Here is a 22526-nt window from a genome sequence, read left to right on the forward strand (position 1 = left end):
AGAGCGACGACGGGACGCCGAGTCGTCAGGCGGGACGGAGGGCGATCGTGCAGAGGCGCTTGGTTGCCCGGGTCAGGGCTACGTACAGGTCCCTTTCCCCACCGGGGCGGGCCGCGACGATCTCCTCGGGGTCCATCACGACGACCCCGTCGAATTCCAGGCCGCGCGCTTCGGAGGCCGGCACGACGCGTGCGTGGTCGGTGATGCCCCGGGCCGTCAGCTCGTTCACCCTGGTGTCCGGACAGATCACTCCCAGCAGTTCGCCCGGGTGCGCGGTGCGCTGGGCACGGAGTTCCCGGACGACGGCGGCGAACAGCCCGTCCGCAGGCGTGGTCACGGTGCGGGGGCGCTCACCGCTGCGCAGCGACCGTGTGGGCTTCTGGTCGGGAGCGATCCGCGTGAGCAGGTCCCGGACGCTCTCCAGGATCTCCTGCGTCGTGCGGTAGCTGACGGTCAGGTGGTGCAGGCGGAACCGCGGTCCGACGTGGGGGCCCAGTGCTTCCTTCCAGTCGCGCGCCGTCGCCACCGGACCGGCCTGGGCGAAGTCGCCCACCAGCGTCATCGCCCTGGACGGGCAGCGGCGGACGATCATCCGCCACTGCATGGCGGTCAGTTCCTGCGCCTCGTCGACGACGACGTGCCCGTACGTACGCCCGGGCGGCCCGTCGACCAGGCTCGCCGCCTCGTCCAGCAACGGCAGATCGGCATCGGTCCACGGGTGGTCCGGACCGCGCAGCAGAAGGGACCGCTCCTGCGCGGTCAGGCGGGGCAGGTGGTCGGCGAGGGCGCCCGCGTCCGTCAGGAGCGCCTTCACGAGGTCACCGGGTACCAGCCGCGGCCACAGCACCTCCACCGCTCGGTCGACGCCGGCGTCGTCGAGGAGATCGGCACGGATGGCGTCCAGATCCAGCTCGTGGACCGGACCCGGGTCGGCCGCGCCCTCGGCACGGCGCTGGGCGGCTCCGGTGAACCGGTCGAGGTCGATGCCCGTCATCCTCTCGGTATCGGCGTCGATCTGCTCCAGGAGGTCGCCCATGTCCCTGTGCAGCGCGTCGGTGACGGCGTCGACCAGGAGCTCCTTGAACACCTGGCGCGCGGGGTTGTGCCCCGGTACGGCCCCGGCGGCGGCGTCGCGTGCCGCGGCGACCTCCTCGCCGGAGAGGCGAACCGGTTCCCTTCCGACCCGCACCGTGAAGTCCCCGGCGGGAGCCTGGTGGACGCGCAGCAGGCCGGCCAGGGCGCCGGCGAGTTCGGAGCCGCCCTTGAGGCGCGCCGTGGCGAACGGGTCCACCGCGTCCGCGGACACTCCGGCCAGTTCCCGGCAGGTCGTCAGGACCACGTCGTTCTCCCCGAGCGAGGGGAGGACCTGGGAGATGTAGTCGAGGAACCGCGCGTTCGGACCCACCACCAGGACACCCTCCTCCGCGGCGCGCGGGAACGCGTACAGCACGTAGGCGGCCCGGTGCAGGGCGACCACCGTCTTCCCGGTGCCGGGCCCGCCCTGCACCACGGTCACCCCGCGGTGGGCGGAGCGGACGATTTCGTCCTGCTCGGCCTGGAGCGTCGCGACGGCCGCGTGCATCCTGCCCGTACGCCGTGCCGACAGGGCCTCGGTCAACGGGCCGTCCCCCACGACGTCCTCGTCGGTCGGGACGGCCCCGTCCAGCAGTTCGTCGCTCACCGAGACGACCGTGCGCCCCTCCAGGCGCAGGTGCCGGCGCCGCCGCAGCTCCATCGGGTGGACCGGTGTCGCCTCGTAGAAGGGCCGTGCCGCGTTCGCGCGCCAGTCCACGAGCAGCGGCAGTTCGTCATCCTCCGTATGCAGCCCGATCCGCCCGATGCGCAGCGCCGTGCCGTCCGTCCGGTCGATGCGCCCGAAGGCCAGCCCCTTTTCGGCGCCCTCCAGCCGGCCGATTTCCCTGGCCAGACGCTCGGCGGCGATTTCTTTCTCGTATGCCTCGCCGGCGCTTTCCGCCGGGGCGCTCAGCACCTTCGCCCGGTGTGCTCGTGCCTCGGTGAGCCGCTCGGTGAGCAGCTCGTAAAGGGAGGACACATAATCCCGCTCGGACGCAACTGCGCGAGCGGCGGGGTCATTTGTATGCGACAACAGGGGGCTCCTTCGATTCGAGCCACACCATACGGTCGGAGTCCTTCGAAGATAAGCCTTGATTACTTGGTGAATCCATGGCCCTGGGTGGAATTCATGGCGGCTGAACGCATGACACGCATTCCACTTTCCGTATATAGCTCATCGCGTTCCGGGTGCCCGGCCGCCTTGTGCTTTCCGCGCCGGCGTGTCCTTGGGGGCGGCCGCGCTCCGCGGCAGCGCGAGGAAGGCGCCGACCGCGGGGGAATGACCGAGCCCGCGCGGCGTGCCCGCGTACACCTTCCGGCACGGCAGGTCCGCCGGATCGACCGGTACGAGGGCGATGTCGGGCCGTACCGCCTCCGCCGCCAGCTCCGGAAGGACCGTGATGCCGAGCCCGGCGGCGACGAACCCCTGCTTGGCGGTCCAGTCGTTGACGCGGAACGCCACGCGCGGCTCGAACCCGGCGGCCAGTGCGGGAGCCAGCAGGGTCCGGTGGGGGGGCGACGTTCCCCCTCGAGCGTCGACCGGGCGGCGACCGGCGAGCTGTGGGTCCTGGCGGGCGGGCCGCTGCGCGGTCCGGTACGCACGGTCCTAAACCGGCTCGGAACGGTCACCGAATGCGGGCCCCCCGGCTCCGGGGCCGCCCTCGAGCTGGTCCTGACCAACGCGGCGATCGGCGGCGTGGCCCTGGTGTCCGAGGCGCTCCGGCTCGGCCAGGCCCTCGGTCTGCCCGCCGACCTGGTCCGCGGCGCGTTGGCCAAGGGCCCGCTGTCGGGAGCGGTCGCCCGCACCTTCGCGGCCGGCTCCCACTTCCCGGTCGCCCTCGCCGCCAAGGACGTCGCCCTGGCCCTGGACGCCGCCGGGGCCCGCCTCCCGCTCCTGGGGGCCGTCCATGCGGAACTCGCCGCCCGCCCCGACCTGGCCGGCGAGGACGTGGCCCGCATCCGTCCCTGACGGCCCGCGGCGGGACCGGCCGGAGGCATGATGGCGGTGTGAGCGTGCCCCCGGCCGCCGGCGGCGGCGCCGCCGGGGCCCCCGGATTCCTGGACGTCGCCCCCACGCCCCGGACCGCCGTCGCCTGGCTGCCGCCGGCGGGGCTGTGGCCGGCCATCCAGGACATCCGGGCCGAACACGACCCCCAGATCCGCCGCTGGCCACCGCACGTGAACCTGCTCTTCGGCTTCGTGCCGGAGGAGGACTTCCCGGCGGCCGTCCCTATGCTGGCGGCCGCCGCCGCACGGTGCGGGCCCTTCACCGTCCGCCTCAGCGGCGTGCGCACCTTCCGGCACCGCGCGTACGCCACCCTGTGGCTCGACCCCGCGGCGGCGGGCCGGGAACCCTGGACGGCGCTTCAGCGGACCCTGGCGGAACCGTTCCCCCGCTGCCGGGGACGGTTCCCGCACTTCACCCCGCACCTCTCGCTCGGCCGCACCCGCGACCCGCGCCGCCTGGCCCCGGTATGCGCCGCCCGCCTGGACGGAATGCGGGCCGGGGTGGGGGAGGTGGTGGTGCTCTCCCGCCGGGGCGAGGGACCCATGCGGGTCCGCGCGACGATCGAACTCGGCACGGGGGAGACGGCCTGGCGGCACCCCTGATCGGCGTCAGCGGGGTCCGGCCGCCAGCAGCCGTGCCCGGAACAGGTCGAGGACCGTGTCCAGGGCCTGGCGCGTGGGCTGTCCCGGCTCGTCGACCAGGTGCTCCGTCAGGACGGAGTGCGGGGGCATGGCGCTCCCGGGATCCGCGTCGGCGGCGTCCAGCTCGACCGCGACGAACGCGTCGCCCAGCTCCCGGCGCAGGTGGGCGAACCGGTCCCCGGGCACCAGCCGGTCGCCCCGGAACCGCAGCCCGAGCACCTGGAGGCCCTCGCGCTCGCACCGTCCGCGTACGACCGCCAGGTCCTCGGGGGAGATGTCGATGCTGCCCGCGCGGCCGCGAGTGCAGGCGAGCGGCAGCGAGGGCTGGGCCAGCACGGGGGCGAGCAGACGCTCGTCGGTGGCCATGGCCAGGGCGAAGCCGCCGGTCAGGCACATGCCGACGGCGCCGACCCCCGGACCGCCGCACCGCTCGTGCTCGGCGGCGGCGAGCGCCCGCAGCCACCGCACCACGCGCGAACTGCGGCCTGTCGCCAGCAGCGTGAACTCCCGGCTCACGCACACCCGCCACATCGTCTTCGCGAGGTAGCTCCCCGCCTTCGGCCAGCCGGCGGTACGGGGGTCCGCGTCCCGCCCCGGTTCGCCGAAGAGGACCGGCAGGACCGCGGTGCACCCGGCCTCCGCCACCCGCGCGGCGAACTCCAGGACCTTGGGGGTGATGCCCGGAATCTCCGCCATGACGATCACCGCCGGACCCGAGCCCCGGCGCAGCACCCGGCGGGTGGCACCCCCGTACGTGAACGTGCCCTTGCTGAAGCCGGTCAGGTCGTGATCCGCCACGGTCCCGCTCTCTGCGTCGAATGGTCGAAACCTCGTGGGCGCGCCCCAAGTTACCGGCACGTAGGGGCTGCCGGTCAAGAGGACCCCGCGCCGAAGCGAAGATCATCGGCGTGCAGAATGACCCGTATGTCGATGACCAACCTGCCGAAGACGGCCACTGTTGACGATGCCCCGTCGATCAGCCGTGCCCTGGCCCGCGCCTTCCACGACGACCCGATGATGAACTGGTTCTTCCCCGCCGAGGAATCGCGCGAGGAGGGCCTGGCCCGCTACTTCAGCACCATCTACACCCGCCAGTACGTCCGTCACGGGGTGTGCGAACGCACCGACGCGGCGGCCGCCTTCTGGGTGTCGCCGGAGGGGCACGAGAAGGCCGTCCCGGACGCGGAGACCATCCAGGAGCTCACCGCCATCCTCGGCGACCGGGCCCCCCTGTTCCGGGACGCCGTCGAGCTGGCCGCGCGGCACGCGCCGCAGGAACCGCACTGGTACCTGGCGCTGATCGGAGCGGACCCGGCCGGCCAGGGCCAGGGCCACGGCGCCGCACTGCTGCGCTCCGGCCTGGCCAAGGCCGACGCGGATGGCCTGCCCGTCTACCTGGAGTCCTCCAAGCCGGCCAACCTGCCCGTCTACGAGCACTTCGGGTTCACGGTGCTGGGCGAGGTCGAGCTCCCGGGCGGCGGCCCCACCCTGTGGGCCATGCGGCGCGCCCCGCAGGACGCCAGGGTCTAGCACCTCCCGCGCCGTACTCCCGGCCGCCGTCCGCCAGCGGGTGCGGGGGGCGGCCGGATGCGGAAAGCTGGTCAGTGCCGCGGCGCCGGCGGGCGGCGGGGCGGACTGGCGAGGAGGGGCCGATGGACGCTTCGCAGGAGACCCGGCCGGTAAGGGTGCCCGGGCGCGGGACGCGCAGGGCGGCGCTGCTGTGCTCGCTCGCCGCCCTCGCGGCGGCCGCGGTCCCGGCCTCCGCCGCCCGCACCCGCGCCGCCCCGGATCCGGTCGTGGTGGTCGACTGCTTCGAGCGGCCCCAGGTCCGCCCCGAGGAGTACCTGCTGGCCTGCGGCGACGGCAACAACCGGCTCGTCGGGCTGCGCTGGGAGAGCTGGGGGCCGAGCGCGGCCACCGCCACCGGGACGGACATGGTCAACGACTGCCGTCCCTACTGCGCGGCGGGGCGCTTCCGCCCGTACCCCGTGAAGGTGACGCTGAGCCATCCCCAGGCCTGGCCCGACCGCCCAGATGTCCGGCGGTTCACGATGATCCGGCTGATCTACACCGACACCGCCCCGCACCCGGTGCCGAAGGACGTGACGTACAAGCTCGTGTACTAGCCCGTCTGCCGAGGGGCCAGGCAAACGGGCCGGCTCCGCGCCCCTGGCGCCGAGCCGGCCCGCTCCGTCCTGCCGCGGCAGGTCAGTCCGTGCCGAACTCCATCGCGGCGCGGTCCAGCATCTGCTCGTCGTCCGAGACCTCGCCGCGCGAGGCGATGGCCTCGGCGCCGCCCTCCGGCATCTCCGGCATGGTGCCGATCAGACCGGTCGCGGCCGCCTGGGCGGCGCCGATGGCCGGGCTGCCGGTCCCGATCAGCCCCAGGACGGCGTACTGCTCCAGCTTGGCGCGGGAGTCGGCGATGTCCAGGTTGCGCATGGTGAGCTGGCCGATCCGGTCGACCGGGCCGAAGGCCGAGTCCTCGGTGCGCTCCATGGACAGCTTGTCGGGGTGGTAGCTGAAGGCCGGGCCCCGGGTGTCGAGGATCGAGTAGTCCTCGCCGCGCCGCAGCCGCAGGGTCACCTCGCCCGTGACGGCCGCGCCGACCCAGCGCTGGAGGGACTCGCGGACCATCAGGGCCTGCGGATCCAGCCAGCGGCCCTCGTACATCAGCCGGCCGAGGCGGCGGCCCTCGTTGTGGTACTGGGCGAGGGTGTCCTCGTTGTGGATGGCGTTGACCAGGCGCTCGTACGCGGCGTGCAGCAGGGCCATGCCCGGCGCCTCGTAGATGCCGCGGCTCTTGGCCTCGATGATCCGGTTCTCGATCTGGTCGGACATGCCCATGCCGTGGCGGCCGCCGATGGCGTTGGCCTCCATGACCAGGTCGACGGGGGAGGGGAACTCCTTGCCGTTGATCGTGACCGGGCGGCCCTGGTTGAAGCCGATCGTCACGTCCTCGGTGGCGATCTCGACGGACGGGTCCCAGAACCGCACGCCCATGATGGGGTCGACCGTCTCCACGCCGGTGTCCAGGTGCTCGAGGGTCTTCGCCTCGTGCGTGGCGCCCCAGATGTTGGCGTCGGTGGAGTACGCCTTCTCGGTGCTGTCGCGGTAGGGCAGGTCGTGGGCCAGCAGCCACTCCGACATTTCCTTGCGGCCGCCCAGTTCGGTCACGAAGTCCGCGTCGAGCCACGGCTTGTAGATCCGCAGGTGCGGGTTGGCGAGCAGACCGTAGCGGTAGAACCGCTCGATGTCGTTGCCCTTGAAGGTCGAGCCGTCGCCCCAGATCTGGACGTCGTCCTCGAGCATCGCCCTGACCAGCAGGGTGCCGGTGACGGCACGGCCGAGCGGGGTGGTGTTGAAGTACGCCCGCCCGCCCGAGCGGATGTGGAACGCACCGCAGGTCAGGGCGGCCAGGCCCTCCTCCACCAGCGCCGCCCGGCAGTCGACCAGGCGTGCGATCTCGGCGCCGTAGGTCTTCGCACGGCCGGGCACCGAGGCGATGTCGGGCTCGTCGTACTGGCCGATGTCGGCGGTGTAGGTGCACGGGACGGCACCCTTGTCGCGCATCCAGGCGACCGCGACGGAGGTGTCGAGACCGCCCGAGAAGGCGATGCCGACGCGCTCGCCGGCGGGAAGGGAGGTGAGGACCTTAGACATAGGAAGATTATGCATGCTCCCGCATGGTCATGCAATTCTGGCTCGGTCGGGAGCCCTCCGCCTCAGGTCGAGCCCCTGAAACGCCAGGACTCTATGTCCCGGTAGTGGATCGGTCCCGGGCCCCGGCCGACGTTGCTGCCCACCAGGTGCAGGCGCCCCGCCGCCCACTCCCGCCCGCTGAAGGGCGCCAGCCCGGCGGCGGCCTCCACCGCGGCGGAGGAGTCGCCGCGGCGGGCCCGGGCCAGCGTCAGATGGGGGCGCAGGGGCCGGTCCGCGAAGGCGACGCCGCACTCCTTGACCGCCGCGCGCACCTCCGAGGCCAGCACGTGCAGCTCATCGAGCTCCCCTCCCACCCCGCTCCACAGCACCCGCTCGTCGAAGTGCCCGCCGCCGCGCAGGGACAGCCGTACGGGCCTGCGCGCCGCCGCCAGGTCCGCGAGCGCCGGCCGCAGCGGCGGAACGGCACCGACCGGGAGCTCACCCAGGAACGCCAGGGTGATGTGCCAGTCCTCCACGCGGTTCCACCGCATGCGCGGGTGCGCCTCGTAGGCGGGGCCGAGGGCCCGCTCCAGCTCCTCCTTCGCGTCGTCGGGCGGGGCGAGGGCGATGAACACGCGGACGGTCGCGGCCTGGGTCTGTTCCTTCACGTACGCCTTCGTACCGCCTCCCGGCCGCTCGGGCCACCTTCCGCCCCGTCAGCTCCGCCCGCCCGGTGTTCCGAGGGTGCCGGGGTGCGGGCGCTTTCTATCGCCAATCCGCGTCGTTTCTAGAATGGACGGGTGAAGGACATCGATGCGATCGCGGCGCTGCAGGATCCCGTACGCCGCCGCCTGTACGAGTACGTGGCCGCGCAGGGCCGGGAGGTCGGCCGCAACGAGGCCGCCGAGGCGGCCGGGGTCGCGCGCACGCTGGCCGCGCACCATCTGGACCGGCTGACCGAGGCCGGGCTGCTGGAGAGCGGCAGCCGCCGGCTGACGGGCCGCTCGGGGCCGGGTGCGGGCCGTCCCGCCAAGGTGTACACGCGGGCGCGGGCCGAGCGGGCGGTGTCACTGCCCGCCCGTGACTACCGCACCGCCGCCGAGCTGCTCGCCGAGGCCGCCGAGGGGGCGGGGCTGGACGCCGCGCTCTGCGCGGCCGCGCGCCGGCGGGGCGAGGCCCTGCGCGGTTCGGCGGCGCCCTGCGGCGGCCTGGAGGAAGCCGCGGAGGTGCTGGCCGGCCGCGGCTACGAACCGCACCTGGAGGTCGCCGAGGGGGGATCCGGGCCCGCTGGGCCCGTCGTCCGCATGCGCAACTGTCCCTTCCACGCCGTCGCCGAACGCTTCCCTCCGCTCGTCTGCGGCATGAACCTCGCCCTGCTCGAGGGGCTGCTCGGCGTCGAGGGCCCCGTACGGGCCCGTATGGACGCCAGGCCGGGGGAGTGCTGCGTGGTCGTCGAGGCTTCTAAAAACAATCAACATTGACATAGAAATGGGGCCGTGCTGGGATGACGCCATGACCGCATCCCAGCGCGGCCCGCGCGCCGCCCACCTGGCCCAGTTCAACGTCGCGTCGCTCCGCCACCCCCTCGACGACCCGCGCATGGCTCCCTTCGTCGAGATGCTCGCGCCGCTCAACGCCGCGGCCGACGACACGCCCGGCTTCGTGTGGCGGTTCGCGGAGGAGGGGGCCGCCGACGCCACCGGGCTGCGCCCGGCGGGGGAGGACGTGATCGTCAACATGTCCGTCTGGGAGACCCGGGAGGCCCTGTGGGAGTTCACCTACCGCAGTGGGCACCTGGAGGCGATGCGGCGCCGCCGCGAATGGTTCGAACGGCACGTCGAGGCGCACCTGGTCCTCTGGTGGGTCCCCGCCGGCCACCGGCCGGGCGTCGAGGAGGCCCTGGAGCGGCTCGCGGACCTGCGTGCGCACGGCCCGTCTCCGCGCGCCTTCACCTTCGCCTCCTCCTTCACCGCGGCCGAGGCCGCCCCGTACGTGCGGGCCGCGCCGCCGGCCCGGCCCGGAGAGGCCTCCCGGCGCGACCGCGCGGTGGCGGCCCGCGGGCTCAGGTGAGGGAGGCGACCAGCAGGGTGAAGGCGCCGATGATGACGGCGACCCGGACGTAGTGGAAGCGGTCCCACCGGCTCATCTGCTGCTTCCAGTCGGCGGGCCGGTTGTCGGGGGTCCACGTCTTGCCCCGGTTGTTGATCGGGACGAGCAGCAGGACCGACATGATCACGCTGACGATCAGCAGCGCGCCGGCGGTGACGACGAGACCGGTGCCCCGGTGGTGCCATCCGGCGACGGCCCAGGCGGCGACGAGGGCGAGCGAGGTGATGTACCAGACCGGCATCACGGCGCCGAGCATCCGGCCCCCGTGGGCGCGGCCGAGCTGGCCGCTGTCCTCGGGGAGGCCGTTGAGGATCGGGTTGACGACGAAGGCGACGGAGAACTCCACCCCCACCATCACGCCGACGACCACGGTGGTGAAGACCTCGAGTGCGTTGAGCATGATGACCCCTTCTGGATCTAGCGCCGCTAGATGTTGAGGCGATGCTAGTGCTGCTGCCGCTTGATTGTCTAGCACTGCTAGGATCTCCTCATGTCGGTACAGGAACGCAAGGAACGCGAACGGGCGGAACGCGAGCGCCTCATCGTGGCCACGGCTCGCGAACTCGCTGAACAGCAGGGCTGGGACGCGGTCACCACCCGCCGGCTCGCCGAGCGCATCGAATACAGCCAGCCCGTCCTCTACAGCCACTTCCGCGGCAAGCGCGAGATCATCGGTGCCGTCGCCCTCGAAGGCGCCGCCGAGATGGCCGCGTCGCTGCGTGCCGCGGCTTCCGCCGCGGCCGGGCCGCGCCCCCGGGTCGCCGCCCTCGCCCGGGCCTACCTCGACTTCGCCGCACGCAACCCGGCGGTCTACGACGCCATGTTCCGGCTCGACGGCGGCCTGGCGTTCGCGACGGAGGAGACCCCCGAACCGCTGAAGGACGCCTTCGCGGCCCTGCTGGAGAACCTTGCAGAGGTCGCCGGGGAAGACGTCCACCCGGGGCTGTTCACCGAGGTGTTCTGGGCGGCCCTGCACGGGCTGGCGACGCTGACCCGGTCGGGACGGCTGCCGCCGGAGGACGCCGAGCGGAGGACGGAACTGCTGGTGGACCGGCTCGCCGTGGCCTGACGCACGTCCCGGCGCGCACTGCCACGGTGCCGGCGGGCGGGGGAGGGCGCTCCGCATCGGAGCGTCCCCCACCCCCGCCCGGGCCGCGCCCGTGAACGGCAAGTCGGCCTCCGCCGCCGGGCACTGACCTCACGTCAGGGCGTGAGCAGGGGTGCTGCAACGGGAACATTCCGGCGGGGCGCCTCGTTCACCCCAGGCACATGCCGCACCGCACGACCGAGGAGTGCCTTGCCCGACGCTTCGCCCACCACCGCCATGCCCTCCCTTCCGCCCCTCGCCGACCAGGCCGAAGAGCTGATCCGCCTCGGAGTGCACGAACGCGCGGGGATGTCCGCCGGCGAGCTGCGCGCCTTCGCCGCCGCCCGGGGTGCGGCCGCCGACGGCGGCACCCTGCTCGCCGTCCACCCCGGCCGGGTCCCGGCGTCCGCCCTGGCGCCCCTGCTCCGCCGCGAGGGCAAGCCCGGCTTCGTCGTCGTCGACATGCCCGACGCCGACGACTTCGCCCCTTGCGGCGTGGAACTGCCCGACGCTCCCCTCTACCTCGTCACCGGCGTCGACCGCGGTGACCGCATGGCCGACTGGAGCCCGGAAGAGGCGCTGCCCGCCCTCGCCCAGGAGGGCCGCAGCCCGCTGCTGCTCACGGAGGGCATCCACTGGGTGCTCCAGCGGCCCGAGGTCCTCGAGCGCAACCGTTGCTTCATGACCATCGGGTCGCGCCTGCGCAAGGCCAACGGGGCGCTGGACGCCCGGACCCCCGCGATCTGGATCAGCAACGGCACCGGACGGGACGGCCGCGAGCGGCGCGACGCCCCGAAGATCGGATGGTGCTGGTGGGGCAACCGGCACACCTGGCTGGGCTTCGCCTCCGCCACCGGCCGCGGTGACGTGGCGGCTTCCTCGTAAACGGACGGGGTCCTGACTCTACGGCTGTAGAGTCAGGATCTCGGGCCCCGGGCCCCGGCAGTCGTGGACGGAAGTGGGGTCGTATGCCGAAACGTCACGCGGTGGTGGCCGGCGCCGGCATCGGCGGCCTCACGGCGGCCCTCGCCCTGCACCGCCGGGGCTGGCGCGTCACCGTGTGCGAACGCGCCCCCGCACCACCGGTCACCGGGGCGGGCATCGGCCTCGCCCCCAACGCCCTGCGCGCACTCGCGGCGATCGGTGCCGACGCGGCCCACGCCGCGGGCACCTCGGTACCCGGCGTGATGGGAGTACGCCGCCCCGACGGCCGGTGGCTGACCCGGGCCGCGACCGCCGACATGGCGGCCCGCTACGGAATCCCCCCGATCGCCGTCCCGCGCCCGGCCTTCACCGCCGCCCTGGCCGCGGCCCTCCCGCCCGAGGCCCTCCACTACGGGACGGCCGTGACTGGCGTCGACACGGCCGGCGTCGACACGACCGCGCCCGACGCGCCGGGTTCCGACGGTGCCACGGGCCGCGTGACCGTCCGTACCGAAGCCGGCCCGCACCTGACCGCCGGGCTGACCGCCGACCTGGTCGTCGCCGCCGACGGGATCCACAGCAGGCTGCGCCGCGCCCACTTCCCCGCCCACCCCGGCCTGCACTACCTCGGCGAGACCGCGTGGCGGGCCCTCGTGGACGCCCCGGACCTGCGGATACCGGCCATGAGCGAGACCTGGGGGCGGGGAAAGCGGTTCGGGGTGACCCCGCTCGCCGACGGGCGGTACTACCTCTACGCCACCGCCCGTGTCCCGGCCGGCACCCGTTCGGCCGACCCCCGCGCCGAGCTCCGCCGCCGCTTCGGCTCCTGGCACGACCCGATCCCGGCGCTGCTGGAGCGCGTCGCGCGCCTCGGCCCCGACGAGGTCCTCCAGAACGACCTCTACGACCTGGCCGCCCCGCTCCCGCGCCTGCACCACGGCCGGATCGCCTGGCTCGGCGACGCGGCCCACGCCATGGCACCCAACCTCGGCCAGGGCGGCTGCCAGGCCATCGAGGACGCGGTGGTCCTCGCCCACCTGCTCCCCTCCGGTGACGGCCCGGACGACACGGACTCCGTCCCGGCCGCCCTCGCGGCGTACACCGCCGCCCGCCGCGACCGCACCGACGCCGTACGGGTGCGTGCCCGGCGGATCGGCCGGCTCGGCGCCCTCCGCAGCCCGCTCGCGGCGGCGGCCCGCGACCTCGCGGTCCGCGCCACCCCCGGCCGGCTGGCCCTGCGCGGCATGGACGACCTCTTCAACGGCTTCCGCCTGCCCGGCTGAGCGGGTGGGCGGGGCGGCACGGCGGCCGTGATCCGCCCGGCATGCCCGGCCGCCCCGTGCGGACCGGGTCGGCGGCCCCGGCGCGGCGGGCGCTCAGGCCCGGATCACCTCGGGGCCGCGGCCGGTGATCTCGTCCGTTTGCGCATCGGTCAGTCCGGTGTCCGTGACCAGCACGTCCACCTGCTCCAGCGTGGCGAACCGGGCGAAGTGCCGTGCGCCGTACTTGGAGGAGTCCGCGACGAGTACCACCCGGCGGGCACCGGCCACCATGGCCCCTTTGACGGCCGCCTCGGCCAGGTCCGGAGTGGTCAGCCCCGCCTCCGCCGAGAAGCCGTTGGTCGCGATCACCGCCGTGTCCGCCTGGACCTCGGCGAGGTCGCGCAGGGCCCAGGCGTCCACGGCCGCCTGCGTACGGTGCCGCAGCCGGCCGCCGACCATGTGGAGCCGCAGCCCCGGGTGCCCGGCGAGCCGGGCGGCCACCGGGAGCGCGTTGGTGACCACCGTGAGGGTGGAGTCCAGCGGGAGCAGGGCGGCCAGCCGGGAGACGGTGGTGCCCGCGTCCAGCAGCAGGCTGCCCTCCTCGGGCAGCAGGGCGAGCGCGGCCCTGGCGATCCGGTCCTTGGCGGCCGCGGCGGTGGTGTCGCGCTCGGCCAGCCCCGGCTCCAGGCGCAGCCCTCCGGCGGGCAGTGCGCCGCCGTGCACCCTTCGCAGCAGACCGGCCCGTTCCAGGGCGGTCAGATCCCGCCTGACCGTCTCCTGGGTGACTCCGAACTCCTCCGCCAGGGCGGGGACTTCGACGCGTCCGCGCTCCTGGGTCAGCTGGACGATCCGGTGCTGACGCTCGGGTGCGTACATGGGGAACGGATCCGTTTCGTAGGGGTTGGTCCCTGTCTACGACGGACCCTACTCGTATCGGATCCGGCGGCGGCCCCACGACCGGGCGGCCCCGGGGCCGCGCCGCCCGGGGTCAGCCCTCGCCGACCTCGCCGCCCGGCGTGTAGGCGGCGAACGGCGCCCAGCCCTTCACCGCGAAGGCGCCCGCGTCCCGCACGACCTCCAGGGCGCCGTGCGAGCCGAAGTGCGCCGGAACCAGCAGCGCGTTGTGGTCGGCGGCCCAGCCCAGCAGCCGGCGCCGGGTGGCCCGGGCCTGTCCGGCGTCCTCGCAGAAGCAGCTGTTGGCGTCCGGCTCCATGATCTGCACCGGACTGTGCAGCAGATCGCCCACGAACACCGCCCGGTCGCTACCGGAGGCGAGGGTGAGCACGCTGGAGCCGGGCGTGTGCCCGGCCGCGAGGTCCAGTCGCAGGTTCGCGTCGATCCGGTGGCCGTCCTCCCACAGCACCACCTGGCCGGCCTCGTGGACGGGGGCGACGCTGTCCTCGAAGACGCCGGCGTTGCCGTCGCCGAGAACGGAGGGGTGGCCGTTGGCCGGGTTCCAGAACTCGAAGTCGTTCCGGTTGATCAGATAGCGGGCGTTCGGGAAGGTGGGCACCCAGCGGTCCCCCTCCAGGCGGGTGTTCCACCCGACGTGGTCCCCGTGCAGGTGGGTGTTGACCACGAGGTCGACGTCCTCGGGCTTGACCCCGGCCCCGGCCAGCTCGTCGAGGAAGGCCGTCTCCTGCCGGTCCCAGGGCGTGCCGGGGCGCGCCTTGTGGTTGCCGCCGCCGGTGTCGACCAGGATGACGCGGCCCTCGCTGCGCAGCACCCACGTCTGCAGTGCCACCTGGGACACGGGCGGTTCGCCGTCCGCGAAGGCGGGCCGCAGCCAGTCGGCGTGCGCCGACCAGACGTCCGCGCTGCTCTCAGGGATGAATTCGTGCGGGGTGAGCCCGAGCGGTCCGTAGAACTCGCGGACCCGGGTCACGCCGACATTGCCCAGCTCGATGGTGTCTGTGGTGTTCATGGCTCCCACCCTGCGCAGGACCCGGCGTGGCAGCCACACCCTTCGCTGCCTATCCCCGGCAGGGAGGGGCAAGCCCCCGCGCGGCCCGCGATACTGGGCCGCGTGGAAGGACAGAGCAGCCTCGGAGCGTTCCTGCAGGCCCGCCGGTCCCGGCTGACACCGGCGGACATCGGCCTCGACACGTACGGCGAACGGCGCCGCGTCCCCGGCCTGCGCCGCGAGGAACTCGCCCTCCTCGCAGGGGTGAGCGCCTCCTACTACGCACGGCTGGAGCAGGGGCATTCGCACAACGCCTCGCCGGAGGTGCTGGACGCGCTGGCCCGCGCGCTGAACCTGGACGAGTCCGAGCGGCGGCACGTCCACGACCTCGCCGACCTGGCCGTCAGGCGGCCCGTCGTCCGTCGCCCGCCGCCGGAACGGGTCGACGAGGCGACACGGACACTGCTGGACTCCATGCCCGACGTCCCGGCCGTCCTGACCGGCCGCCGCGCCGACATCCTGGCCTGGAACCCGCTGGGGCACGCCCTGTTCGCCGGCCACCTCGACCCCGCCGCGCCCGACCGGCCCGCGGGCCGGCCGAACATGGCGGCGCTGATCTTCCTCGACCCGTACCTGCGCGAGCTGTACGCCACCTGGGAGTCCAAGGCCAAGGCCGCCGTCGCCAACCTGAGGTACGCGGCGGGCCGCCACCCGGACGACGCGCTCCTCGGCGCACTCGTCGGCGAACTCAGCATGAAGAGCGACGAGTTCGCGACCATGTGGGCCGACCACCGGGCCCGCCCCTGCACCGCCGCCGAGCAGCGTATGTGGCATCCCCTGGTGGGGAACCTGACCGTGACCCAGCAGGCCCTGCGCGTCAGCGACGACCAGACCCTCCTGGTGGCCACGGCCACGGCCGGCTCCGAGCACCACACGGCGCTCAATCTCCTGGCCCAGTCCACCGCCCGCTCCCGGCCCTGACCCCGCGGAGGGCCTGCCGGCCCTGACGCCGTCATCCCCGCGCGTGCGGCGGTCTGATCAGGCGGCGGACGGATTCCACGACCGTCTCGCGGTGACGGGCCAGCCGCGCGGCCGGCCAGGCCCCGGCCGGGCCGCCCGCAGCGGGCCCGCCCACCGCGCCCGCCCACGCCTGCGCCAGCCCCATGACCAGCGTCAAGACGTCCTCCGGGTCGAGGTCCGGGTCGATCCTCCCGGCCGCCTGGGCCCGCTCCACGGCCGCGATCTTGCCCCGGTAGGACTCCGCGACGAGCTCCGTGGTGTCCGGCCGCTCCAGCTGCTTCCACTGCACCAGGCGCATCAGGTCGGGGTGCGCGAGGAAGTGGTCGAGGACCGCCCCCGCGTACCCCGGCAGGTCCTCCGCGTCGAAGGGGACGGACTCCGAGCCCGTTTCCAGGGCCCGCTGGAGCACGGCGTCGAACAGTTGTTCCTTGTTGCCGTAGTAGACGTAGATGAGTCGCTTGTTCGCCTGGGCGCTGGCCGCGATGCGGTCGATCCGCGCCCCGGCGATGCCGTACGCGGCGAACTCGGCGAAGGCGGCGTCGAGCAGGCGGGCCTTGGTTGCGCTGGAATCCCGTGCCATGCCTGGCACCCTAGCAAGTAACTATCCGGTTATTGACATCGACCGCGCCCTCGCGGCAGACTTGAACTATCCGGTTAGTTACTTAGGGCTGACCGGCCCCCACCACCCCACCCCCCGGAGGAACACCATGGAGATCCGCGCACTGGGACGCCAGGGCCTGGAGGTCGGCGCCGAAGGTCTCGGCCTCATGGGCATGAGCGCCCATTACGGAGCCGCCGACGAGACCGAGTCCCTCGCCACCATCGACCGCGCCCTCGCACTGGGCGCGACCCTGCTCGACACCGCCGAGGGCTATGGCCCCTTCCTCAACGAGCAGCTCCTCGGCAAGGCCCTCCGCGGCCGCCGTGACGCCGCCGTGGTCGCCACGAAGACCGGTGTCGAGTTCACCGACGAGGGCACCTTCCGGGGCCACAACGGCACACCCGAGTACATCCGCCGCTCCGCCGACCGCTCCCTGCGCCACCTCGGCACCGACCACATCGACCTGTACTACCTCCACCGCGTCGACCCGGCCGTGCCCATCGAGGAGAGCATCGGCGCCATGGCCGATCTGGTCACCGCCGGCAAGGTCGGCCACATCGGGATCTGCGAGGCCGCCGCGACCACCATCGCCCGCGCCCACGCCGTGCACCCGCTGGCCGCCGTGCAGACCGAGTACAGCCTCTTCGAGCGCGGGATCGAGCACGATGGTGTACGCGACACCCTGCGCGAGCTCGGCATCGGCCTCGTCGCCTACTCGCCGCTCGGCCGCGGTTTCCTCTCCGGAGCCGTGACCAGCCCGGACGACTTCGCCGACGACGACTTCAGGCGCACGGACCCCCGCTTCCAGGGCGACAACTTCGACCGCAACCTGGCCGTCGTCGACCGCGTCCGGTCCCTCGCCGCCGAGAAGGGGATCACCCCCTCGCAGCTCGCGCTGGCCTGGACCCTGCGCATGGGCGCCGTTCCGATCCCCGGGACCAAGCGCCGCCGCTACCTGGAGGAGAACGTCGCCGCGACCGGGGTCACCCTGACCGACGCCGACCTGGCCTCCATCGACGCCGTCGCGCCGCACGGCGTGGTCTCGGGCGACCGCTACGCACCCGAGCTCATGGCGTCGCTGAACGGCTGAGCCCCCGGGCCGGCCGCCCTCGCCGGCCGTGGGTCACGTCAGCGCAGGGGGATGGAGCGGTACTCGTCCAGGACCGCGAAGCCCGTGCTGTCGTACAGGCCCATCGCGACCTCGTTCCCGCCGAAGACGTTGAACATCAGCGCCTCGTCGCCGCCGTGCCGGGTCGCCCACTCGCCGACGGCCATCGCGGACCGGCCGTAGCCCTTGCCGCGGTGCTCCTCGTACACCTCCAGGGAGAAGCCGAAGGTGACCCCCGGCAGGAACCCGTGATTCACCCAGCCGGTGCCGATCATCTCGCCGTCGGTCTCCATGGCGTAGAAGGCGTGGCCGGGGGTCAGGTAGCCCAGCGGAAGGAGCCGGGCGAAGTCCCGGTCGGACTTCTCCTTGGCCTGCTCCGGGGTCAGGACTCCGGCCCGGACTATGTCCGCGATGTAGGCGGCCTCCTCGCCGGCGTACCAGGCGGGGTACTCGTCCTCCGTGAGCCGGCGGACCGTCAGCCCCAGCGGCAGCGCGGGCCGTTCGGGGACGGTACGCATCCGGTTCTGCCCGCGTACGGGATATCCGGCGAAGGGTCCGGCTCCGCCGGTGAGCCGGACCTCGATACGTTCGGCGCCGTGCTCGGCACACCACCGCTCGGCCCACTCCCGGCCGTGCGGCACCGTGAGGTCGTGGATCCGGCCCACCACCGCCCCGTTGTCCTCCGTCACCCCGACCGCGATCCACCCGGTGCCGTCCGTGGCCACCGTCCAGCCGTCGATCCCCTTCACGGCCCGCTCCAGCAGGGCCCGGGCCAGCGGCTCCGAGCAGCCCGCGGCCCGGTACGCGGCCAGCACCCGCTCCTCGAACCCGCCCCGCCACGCGTCGTGTTCGGCGACGATCTCCATCTCGTTCATCCGTCCACCCTAGGTCTCCCGTGGACCCGGCGGGGGCGGAGCCTCCTGATCCGCCGGGCGCCCTTGGCCGTGGCGGATCCCCGGCCGGCCGTGACATCCTCGCCGGACGACCGTTTGGACGGATCGCGCGACGCGGCCCCGCACCTGCCGGCACCGGCACGCCGCCCGCACTCCGGTCCTGCGGGACGCCGGTGCACGTGACGGGAGAGAGCGACATGCGCGTCGGGATGACCCGCGTGGGCGCGGGGCGGTGGCGGGTGACCCGGCCGTGGCCCGCCCCCTTGCGCCCGTACGTGCACAGCTACGCCGGCTACTGGGAGACGGCGGCCTCGCCCTACCGAGTACGGATCGTGCCCAACGGGCGGGCCGTCGTGGTGATCAGCCTGGGGGAGCCGTTCGCCCAGGTCCGGCGGCTGGACGACACGGACCCGAACGGGCGGGCGCCGGTGCCGGGTTCGCTGGTCGTGGGCCTGGAGGACGGGCCCAGGGTGTGTGAGCATCCCGGGGGCCAGGAGGCGATACGGCTCGAACTGACCCCGCTCGGCGCCTACCGTCTCTTCGCGGTCCCGATGAGCGAGCTGACCAACCGGGCCGTCGGACTCGGGGACGTCCTCGGCCCCGGGGCCGACGTGCTGGTGGACCGGCTGGCAGCCGCCCCCGACTGGGGGACCCGGTTCGACCTGCTGGACGCCGCGCTGACGGCAGGGTTCCAGAACGGGCCCGTTCCCTCCCGGGAAGTGAGCCACGCGTGGCGCCTGCTGTCCCGTACGGGCGGGGCGGTCCCGGTCGGCCGGATCGCGGCCGAAGTCGGCTGGAGCCAGAGCTACCTGGCCCGCCGGTTCACCGAACAGGTGGGTCTGACGCCCAAGGCGTCCGCCCGCGTGCTCCGCTTCCACCGGGCGGTAGGGCTGATCACCCGGGGCGGCGCGCGGCTCACCGAAGTGACGGCCGCCTGCGGCTTCTACGACCAGGCCCATCTGAACCGGGAATTCCGCGCCCTCGCCGGAACCACTCCCGGACGGATGGCCGCCGCCCGTGTGTCGGAGGGGGCACTTCCCCTGTGAGGGGCGAGGTCGGATTCGTCCAAGCCGGGAGGCCCGCGCGTCGCTAGTGTCCCCGTTCGTAGTCGATCACCCGGGGCGGACGGACACTCCCGCCCGGGACTGACCAGAGGGGGAGTACTCGATGGAAGACCTGCTGCGCATCCTCGTGGCCGGCGCGCTCACGGGCGGCCTGATCGGACTGGCCGGAGCCCTGGGCCGGCGCTCCCGTCGGCGCAGGGAGGGCGGCGACGGGAACGCCCGCTGACGTTTCACCCCCGCGGCCAGGACGCGGCGGACCGGCTCTGACCCGAGGCCGGAACCCGCCCGTCCCGGCCGTTTCACCCGTCCGGGCGTCACCGTCCTGGACGGCCCCGGCACCGACGCCACCGCCGGACAGGCGGCCTGATCCCCCCTGGCGGTGGCCGACGGGAAGGAGGCGGAGCCGGCCGGATTCGAACCGGCGTCCTCACGGTGTTGGAGACCGCGCGCGTCGACCTCTGCGCTACGGCTCCGCCCGCCCGGCATCCTACGTGGCGCCCCCGGGCGGGGGCTGATGGGAGCAGTGGCGGCTGCGGAAGTGCCGGGGGCGTGGTGGCATCGGTCGTATGAAGGATCCCTTCGGATGTGACGAGCCGGCACTCCTGGCCCGGGCCGACAGCATGGACCGGGCCGCCGCCCGGCGCGCGGTCGCCTCCCGCGCCCTCGATGCGGAGGACCTGGAGGCCCTGCTGGACATGATCGGCCTGTGGCCGAAGGACGATCCGCCGGACGTGCGGCGGCGGCGCTGACCGTCGCCGCGTACGGGAGGGCCTGCGCGGAGGGTCCCGGGCCGGCCGCGGCGCTCAGGAGCCCTCGCGCCGGCGCTCTTCCTCCAGGCGGCGCCCCTTCTCCTCCGCCCGCTTGCTGCGGGACGCGGTGACGGGTTCGGGGTGGACGGGGTCCTGGCTGGGCGGCTGAGGCGGCTGGCGTTCCTCGCGCCGTTCGCCGGGCCCCTGCCGCGTGTCCTTCGTACCGCCCATGACGGGTGACTCCTCCGTGCCGGGGTGCGATTCCTCCGTTCACCCTGACACGCATCGCCCCGGGCCGCGCCCCGTCGGGCACGGACCGGCGCGTGAGGGTGGTGTGTGTCCGTGGTGCGGATACGTTCACGGAGGTGTGCGGGTCCGGTGCGGGCCCGTCCGCCCCGCGAGCTGCGAGGACGCCCGAGGACGCCGGGCGGTCCCGCATCCGACTCCCGGCCCCGCACCCCCCGTTGGCGCGCAGCGCCGCCCGAAAGGTGTCCGGAGCACCCTCCCGTCGACGGTAGGGTGACGTGCGCCCGTCAAGGCGGGCCCTCCTGCTCACTGATATTTCAACGGGGTTTGAACGTGAAGCTTCGCCATGTCCGCGCGGTCGCAGTATTCGGAATCGCCGTCGTCGCTTTGACCGGAGCCCGTGGTTCGCACGGTGCCAGCTGTGGCGGCGGCAGCAGCTCCAGCTCCAGCAGCTCCAGCGGTGGCAGCACCACCGGTGGCAGCGACAGCAGCAGCACCAGCATCAGCGGTGGCACCACCGGCACCAGCGGTGACAGCAGCACCACCACCGGCACCAGCAGCGGTACCAGCTCCAGTTCCACCAGCGGCTCGGTCACGGGCGGCTCCAGGGACAAGGCCGAGCGCGACATCCGGATCGACGGGTGCAAGCTGGACAGCACCGGCAAGAACCTGGTCGCCAAGCTCACCGTCACCAACAGCGGCTCGCTGGACTACACGTACAACATCACGATGAAGTTCCGCGGCGACTCGACCTCCACCGCGACCCCCGCCGCGATCCCCGCCCAGGCCCGGGTGAGCGGCCTGAAGGTCAAGGCGGGAGCGTCCCAGCAGACCGAGGCCACGACCCCGTACCTGGGGAAGGGCAACGGCAGCGAGTACAAGGAGTGCGTCGTCGCCAGCGCGTCGAAGAGCTCCCTCTGACGCAGGACGAGAGGTGCCCGGCCGCGGGGGCGCCGTACCCGTCCCCGCCGTCCGGGTCCGCTCGTGAGCCCCGTACGCCCGTCAGCCGACGGGGTACGGGGCTTTCCTTATGCGTGACATGCGACACAGCGCTTTCGCCGGTCCGTAGGGGCTCGCGAAGATCGTCAGAGCCGATCATTTCGCTATTTGTCCCTGTTTGGCGTGGACATACCGCACTCCGCCAGAAACGGAATGAGGGGCTCTCATTTCCCCTCGCCCAACGTTCCTGGTGCGAGGTGGTTCTAGCGGCGCGTCAGCTGAGCCCGGCCGGCCGTGGCGGCGCCGATGCACGATCTTCGCGCCCTTTCAAGCCGGAGCCGGGAACACCCGACGGGTCCGTCGGTGCCGGCTTGCGATGCCTCTGCGGGCCTTCTAAGAATGGCGCATCCTCCGGCGCTCTCGCGGTCCGGCGCCGGGAGCTTCGCGATCACCGAGTGAGGTCCCGCATGAAGAAGCACCGTAAGAAGACGCACTACAGGAAAATAGCCGTCGCCGTCGGGGCGCTGGCCGTCGTGGGCGTGCCCACCGCCGCCATGGCGTGCCTGGACACCGAGGACACCGGCCGCGTCCGGCCGGCCGCGGCGCAGCTGGACGTGCCCTTCGGCGACACCGGGGCGCCGCTCCCGGCGCAGGCTCCGGTCCAGGCCGACACGCCCGCGCTCCCCGGCGCCGATGCGGCGGAACCGGTACGGCCCGTCGCCGAGCAGCCCGCCGAGCAGGTCGCCCCGGCCGCGCCGCCCGCGCGCCCGCAGCCGCGGCAGCCCCAGCGGTCCCAGCCGCAGCCCCGGCCGGCGGAGGTCTCGGCCGAGCCCGCCGCCCCGCAGGCCCCCGGTGCGCCGTCCGACGCCCTGACCAAGGTCCTGGAACTCGTCAACCAGGCGCGCGCCGCCGCCGGCTGCCCGGCGGTCACCATCAACGAGAAGCTGACGAAGGCCGCGCAGGACCACAGCGCGGACATGGCCGCCCACCGCAACATGTCCCACACCGGCTCCGACGGTTCCGACGCCGGCCGGCGCCTCACCCGCGCGGGGTACGAGTGGCGCACGTACGGCGAGAACGTCGCCTACGGGTACAACAGCCCCGAGCAGGTCATGGAGGGCTGGATGAACAGCCCCGGACACAAGCGGAACATCCTCGACTGCTCCTACAAGGAGATCGGCATCGGCCTCGCCCAGCCGGGCCAGTACTGGACGCAGGACTTCGGCGCGGCACGCTGATCCCCGCAGGTGCCCCAC

Annotated in this window: 27 protein-coding genes and 1 tRNA gene; 16 read left to right on the forward strand and 12 right to left on the reverse strand. The window is 73.6% G+C overall.

What is annotated here, in order from left to right; genetic code table 11:
- Window positions 1–25 precede the first annotated feature (25 nt).
- A complete protein-coding gene (locus ACFY7H_RS14625) occupies window positions 26–2053 on the reverse strand; it encodes a HelD family protein (protein ID WP_388937922.1) in 2028 nt (675 codons plus the stop codon).
- A 195-nt stretch (window positions 2054–2248) separates the two neighbouring features.
- Entirely contained in the window at window positions 2249–2536 is a 288-nt protein-coding gene (locus ACFY7H_RS14630) for a LysR substrate-binding domain-containing protein (protein ID WP_388937924.1), read from the reverse strand.
- Between the two features lie 45 nt (window positions 2537–2581).
- Here ACFY7H_RS14630 and ACFY7H_RS14635 point away from each other — a divergent pair, with 45 nt between their 5' ends.
- Together ACFY7H_RS14635 and ACFY7H_RS14640 are read left to right on the forward strand one after the other, a co-directional pair.
- Window positions 2582–3043, forward strand: a complete 462-nt coding sequence (locus tag ACFY7H_RS14635) for a hypothetical protein (protein ID WP_388937926.1) — start codon at window positions 2582–2584, stop codon at window positions 3041–3043.
- A 38-nt stretch (window positions 3044–3081) separates the two neighbouring features.
- Complete coding sequence (locus ACFY7H_RS14640) at window positions 3082–3684, forward strand: 2'-5' RNA ligase family protein (RefSeq protein ID WP_388937931.1); 603 nt, start codon at window positions 3082–3084, stop codon at window positions 3682–3684.
- A gap of 6 nt (window positions 3685–3690) precedes the next feature.
- Here the strand turns inward: ACFY7H_RS14640 and ACFY7H_RS14645 are convergent, their stop codons facing one another.
- Entirely contained in the window at window positions 3691–4521 is an 831-nt protein-coding gene (locus tag ACFY7H_RS14645) for a dienelactone hydrolase family protein (protein ID WP_388937933.1), read from the reverse strand.
- 117 nt (window positions 4522–4638) lie between these two features.
- On the opposite strand from ACFY7H_RS14645, the gene ACFY7H_RS14650 reads away from it, so the two are divergent.
- Both ACFY7H_RS14650 and ACFY7H_RS14655 read left to right on the forward strand, forming a co-directional pair.
- Window positions 4639–5253 carry a GNAT family N-acetyltransferase gene (locus ACFY7H_RS14650; protein ID WP_388937935.1) on the forward strand — a complete coding sequence of 205 codons (615 nt, stop codon included), beginning with the start codon at window positions 4639–4641 and terminating at the stop codon, window positions 5251–5253.
- Between the two features lie 122 nt (window positions 5254–5375).
- A complete protein-coding gene (locus ACFY7H_RS14655; protein ID WP_388937937.1) occupies window positions 5376–5849 on the forward strand; it encodes a hypothetical protein in 474 nt (157 codons plus the stop codon).
- A gap of 82 nt (window positions 5850–5931) precedes the next feature.
- Here ACFY7H_RS14655 and argG read toward each other — a convergent pair whose 3' ends face one another.
- Window positions 5932–7386 (reverse strand): argininosuccinate synthase, encoded by a 1455-nt coding sequence (argG, locus tag ACFY7H_RS14660; RefSeq protein ID WP_388937939.1) that lies wholly within the window; start codon window positions 7384–7386, stop codon window positions 5932–5934.
- Window positions 7387–7448: 62 nt separating this feature from the next.
- A complete protein-coding gene (gene thpR / locus ACFY7H_RS14665; protein ID WP_388937941.1) occupies window positions 7449–8033 on the reverse strand; it encodes an RNA 2',3'-cyclic phosphodiesterase in 585 nt (194 codons plus the stop codon).
- Between the two features lie 132 nt (window positions 8034–8165).
- Here thpR and ACFY7H_RS14670 point away from each other — a divergent pair, with 132 nt between their 5' ends.
- Both ACFY7H_RS14670 and ACFY7H_RS14675 read left to right on the forward strand, forming a co-directional pair.
- Window positions 8166–8846, forward strand: a complete 681-nt coding sequence (locus tag ACFY7H_RS14670) for a helix-turn-helix transcriptional regulator (protein ID WP_388937944.1) — start codon at window positions 8166–8168, stop codon at window positions 8844–8846.
- A gap of 31 nt (window positions 8847–8877) precedes the next feature.
- Window positions 8878–9435 (forward strand): DUF3291 domain-containing protein, encoded by a 558-nt coding sequence (locus ACFY7H_RS14675; RefSeq protein WP_388937945.1) that lies wholly within the window; start codon window positions 8878–8880, stop codon window positions 9433–9435.
- Here ACFY7H_RS14675 and ACFY7H_RS14680 read toward each other — a convergent pair.
- Window positions 9428–9874: an anthrone oxygenase family protein gene (locus tag ACFY7H_RS14680; protein ID WP_388937946.1), complete on the reverse strand. Its 447-nt coding sequence runs from the start codon at window positions 9872–9874 to the stop codon at window positions 9428–9430. The two genes, ACFY7H_RS14675 and ACFY7H_RS14680, sit on opposite strands and share 8 nt — an antisense overlap.
- A gap of 90 nt (window positions 9875–9964) precedes the next feature.
- Between ACFY7H_RS14680 and ACFY7H_RS14685 the strand changes: the two genes are divergently transcribed.
- The 3 genes from ACFY7H_RS14685 to ACFY7H_RS14695 all read left to right on the forward strand — a co-directional run bounded on the left by ACFY7H_RS14685 (window position 9965) and on the right by ACFY7H_RS14695 (window position 12768).
- Window positions 9965–10543, forward strand: a complete 579-nt coding sequence (locus tag ACFY7H_RS14685) for a TetR/AcrR family transcriptional regulator (RefSeq protein ID WP_388937947.1) — start codon at window positions 9965–9967, stop codon at window positions 10541–10543.
- Between the two features lie 255 nt (window positions 10544–10798).
- Window positions 10799–11446, forward strand: coding sequence for a DUF5701 family protein (locus ACFY7H_RS14690; protein WP_388938128.1), 648 nt, complete (start codon window positions 10799–10801; stop codon window positions 11444–11446).
- 83 nt (window positions 11447–11529) lie between these two features.
- Window positions 11530–12768, forward strand: a complete 1239-nt coding sequence (locus tag ACFY7H_RS14695) for an FAD-dependent monooxygenase (protein ID WP_388937948.1) — start codon at window positions 11530–11532, stop codon at window positions 12766–12768.
- Between the two features lie 93 nt (window positions 12769–12861).
- Here ACFY7H_RS14695 and ACFY7H_RS14700 read toward each other — a convergent pair whose 3' ends face one another.
- Both ACFY7H_RS14700 and ACFY7H_RS14705 read right to left on the reverse strand, forming a co-directional pair.
- Entirely contained in the window at window positions 12862–13623 is a 762-nt protein-coding gene (locus tag ACFY7H_RS14700) for a DeoR/GlpR family DNA-binding transcription regulator (protein ID WP_388937949.1), read from the reverse strand.
- Between the two features lie 112 nt (window positions 13624–13735).
- Window positions 13736–14671 (reverse strand): MBL fold metallo-hydrolase, encoded by a 936-nt coding sequence (locus ACFY7H_RS14705; protein WP_388937950.1) that lies wholly within the window; start codon window positions 14669–14671, stop codon window positions 13736–13738.
- Between the two features lie 102 nt (window positions 14672–14773).
- Here ACFY7H_RS14705 and ACFY7H_RS14710 point away from each other — a divergent pair, with 102 nt between their 5' ends.
- Window positions 14774–15631: a helix-turn-helix domain-containing protein gene (locus ACFY7H_RS14710; protein ID WP_388937951.1), complete on the forward strand. Its 858-nt coding sequence runs from the start codon at window positions 14774–14776 to the stop codon at window positions 15629–15631.
- 31 nt (window positions 15632–15662) lie between these two features.
- Here ACFY7H_RS14710 and ACFY7H_RS14715 read toward each other — a convergent pair whose 3' ends face one another.
- Window positions 15663–16250, reverse strand: a complete 588-nt coding sequence (locus ACFY7H_RS14715; RefSeq protein WP_388937953.1) for a TetR family transcriptional regulator — start codon at window positions 16248–16250, stop codon at window positions 15663–15665.
- A 127-nt stretch (window positions 16251–16377) separates the two neighbouring features.
- Between ACFY7H_RS14715 and ACFY7H_RS14720 the strand changes: the two genes are divergently transcribed.
- Window positions 16378–17361 carry an aldo/keto reductase gene (locus ACFY7H_RS14720; protein WP_388937955.1) on the forward strand — a complete coding sequence of 328 codons (984 nt, stop codon included), beginning with the start codon at window positions 16378–16380 and terminating at the stop codon, window positions 17359–17361.
- Window positions 17362–17399: 38 nt separating this feature from the next.
- Here the strand turns inward: ACFY7H_RS14720 and ACFY7H_RS14725 are convergent, their stop codons facing one another.
- A complete protein-coding gene (locus ACFY7H_RS14725; protein ID WP_388937957.1) occupies window positions 17400–18254 on the reverse strand; it encodes a GNAT family N-acetyltransferase in 855 nt (284 codons plus the stop codon).
- Window positions 18255–18451: 197 nt separating this feature from the next.
- On the opposite strand from ACFY7H_RS14725, the gene ACFY7H_RS14730 reads away from it, so the two are divergent.
- Together ACFY7H_RS14730 and ACFY7H_RS14735 are read left to right on the forward strand one after the other, a co-directional pair.
- On the forward strand, window positions 18452–19318 hold the full coding sequence (locus tag ACFY7H_RS14730) for a helix-turn-helix domain-containing protein (RefSeq protein WP_388937958.1): 867 nt from the start codon (window positions 18452–18454) through the stop codon (window positions 19316–19318).
- Between the two features lie 121 nt (window positions 19319–19439).
- On the forward strand, window positions 19440–19562 hold the full coding sequence (locus tag ACFY7H_RS14735; protein WP_388937959.1) for a hypothetical protein: 123 nt from the start codon (window positions 19440–19442) through the stop codon (window positions 19560–19562).
- A 172-nt stretch (window positions 19563–19734) separates the two neighbouring features.
- Here the strand turns inward: ACFY7H_RS14735 and ACFY7H_RS14740 are convergent.
- Window positions 19735–19809, reverse strand: a tRNA-Trp gene (locus tag ACFY7H_RS14740).
- Between the two features lie 93 nt (window positions 19810–19902).
- Here ACFY7H_RS14740 and ACFY7H_RS14745 point away from each other — a divergent pair.
- Complete coding sequence (locus tag ACFY7H_RS14745; RefSeq protein WP_388937961.1) at window positions 19903–20085, forward strand: hypothetical protein; 183 nt, start codon at window positions 19903–19905, stop codon at window positions 20083–20085.
- A gap of 54 nt (window positions 20086–20139) precedes the next feature.
- On the opposite strand, the gene ACFY7H_RS14750 is transcribed toward ACFY7H_RS14745, so the two are convergent.
- Window positions 20140–20316 (reverse strand): hypothetical protein, encoded by a 177-nt coding sequence (locus tag ACFY7H_RS14750; protein WP_388937963.1) that lies wholly within the window; start codon window positions 20314–20316, stop codon window positions 20140–20142.
- 402 nt (window positions 20317–20718) lie between these two features.
- Here ACFY7H_RS14750 and ACFY7H_RS14755 point away from each other — a divergent pair, with 402 nt between their 5' ends.
- Window positions 20719–21252 (forward strand): hypothetical protein, encoded by a 534-nt coding sequence (locus ACFY7H_RS14755; RefSeq protein WP_388937964.1) that lies wholly within the window; start codon window positions 20719–20721, stop codon window positions 21250–21252.
- A gap of 485 nt (window positions 21253–21737) precedes the next feature.
- Window positions 21738–22508, forward strand: a complete 771-nt coding sequence (locus ACFY7H_RS14760) for a CAP domain-containing protein (RefSeq protein WP_388937965.1) — start codon at window positions 21738–21740, stop codon at window positions 22506–22508.
- Window positions 22509–22526: the final 18 nt, after the last annotated feature.

This window comes from Streptomyces sp. NPDC012794 (assembly GCF_042901085.1).
In the GTDB taxonomy this organism is placed as follows: domain Bacteria; phylum Actinomycetota; class Actinomycetes; order Streptomycetales; family Streptomycetaceae; genus Streptomyces.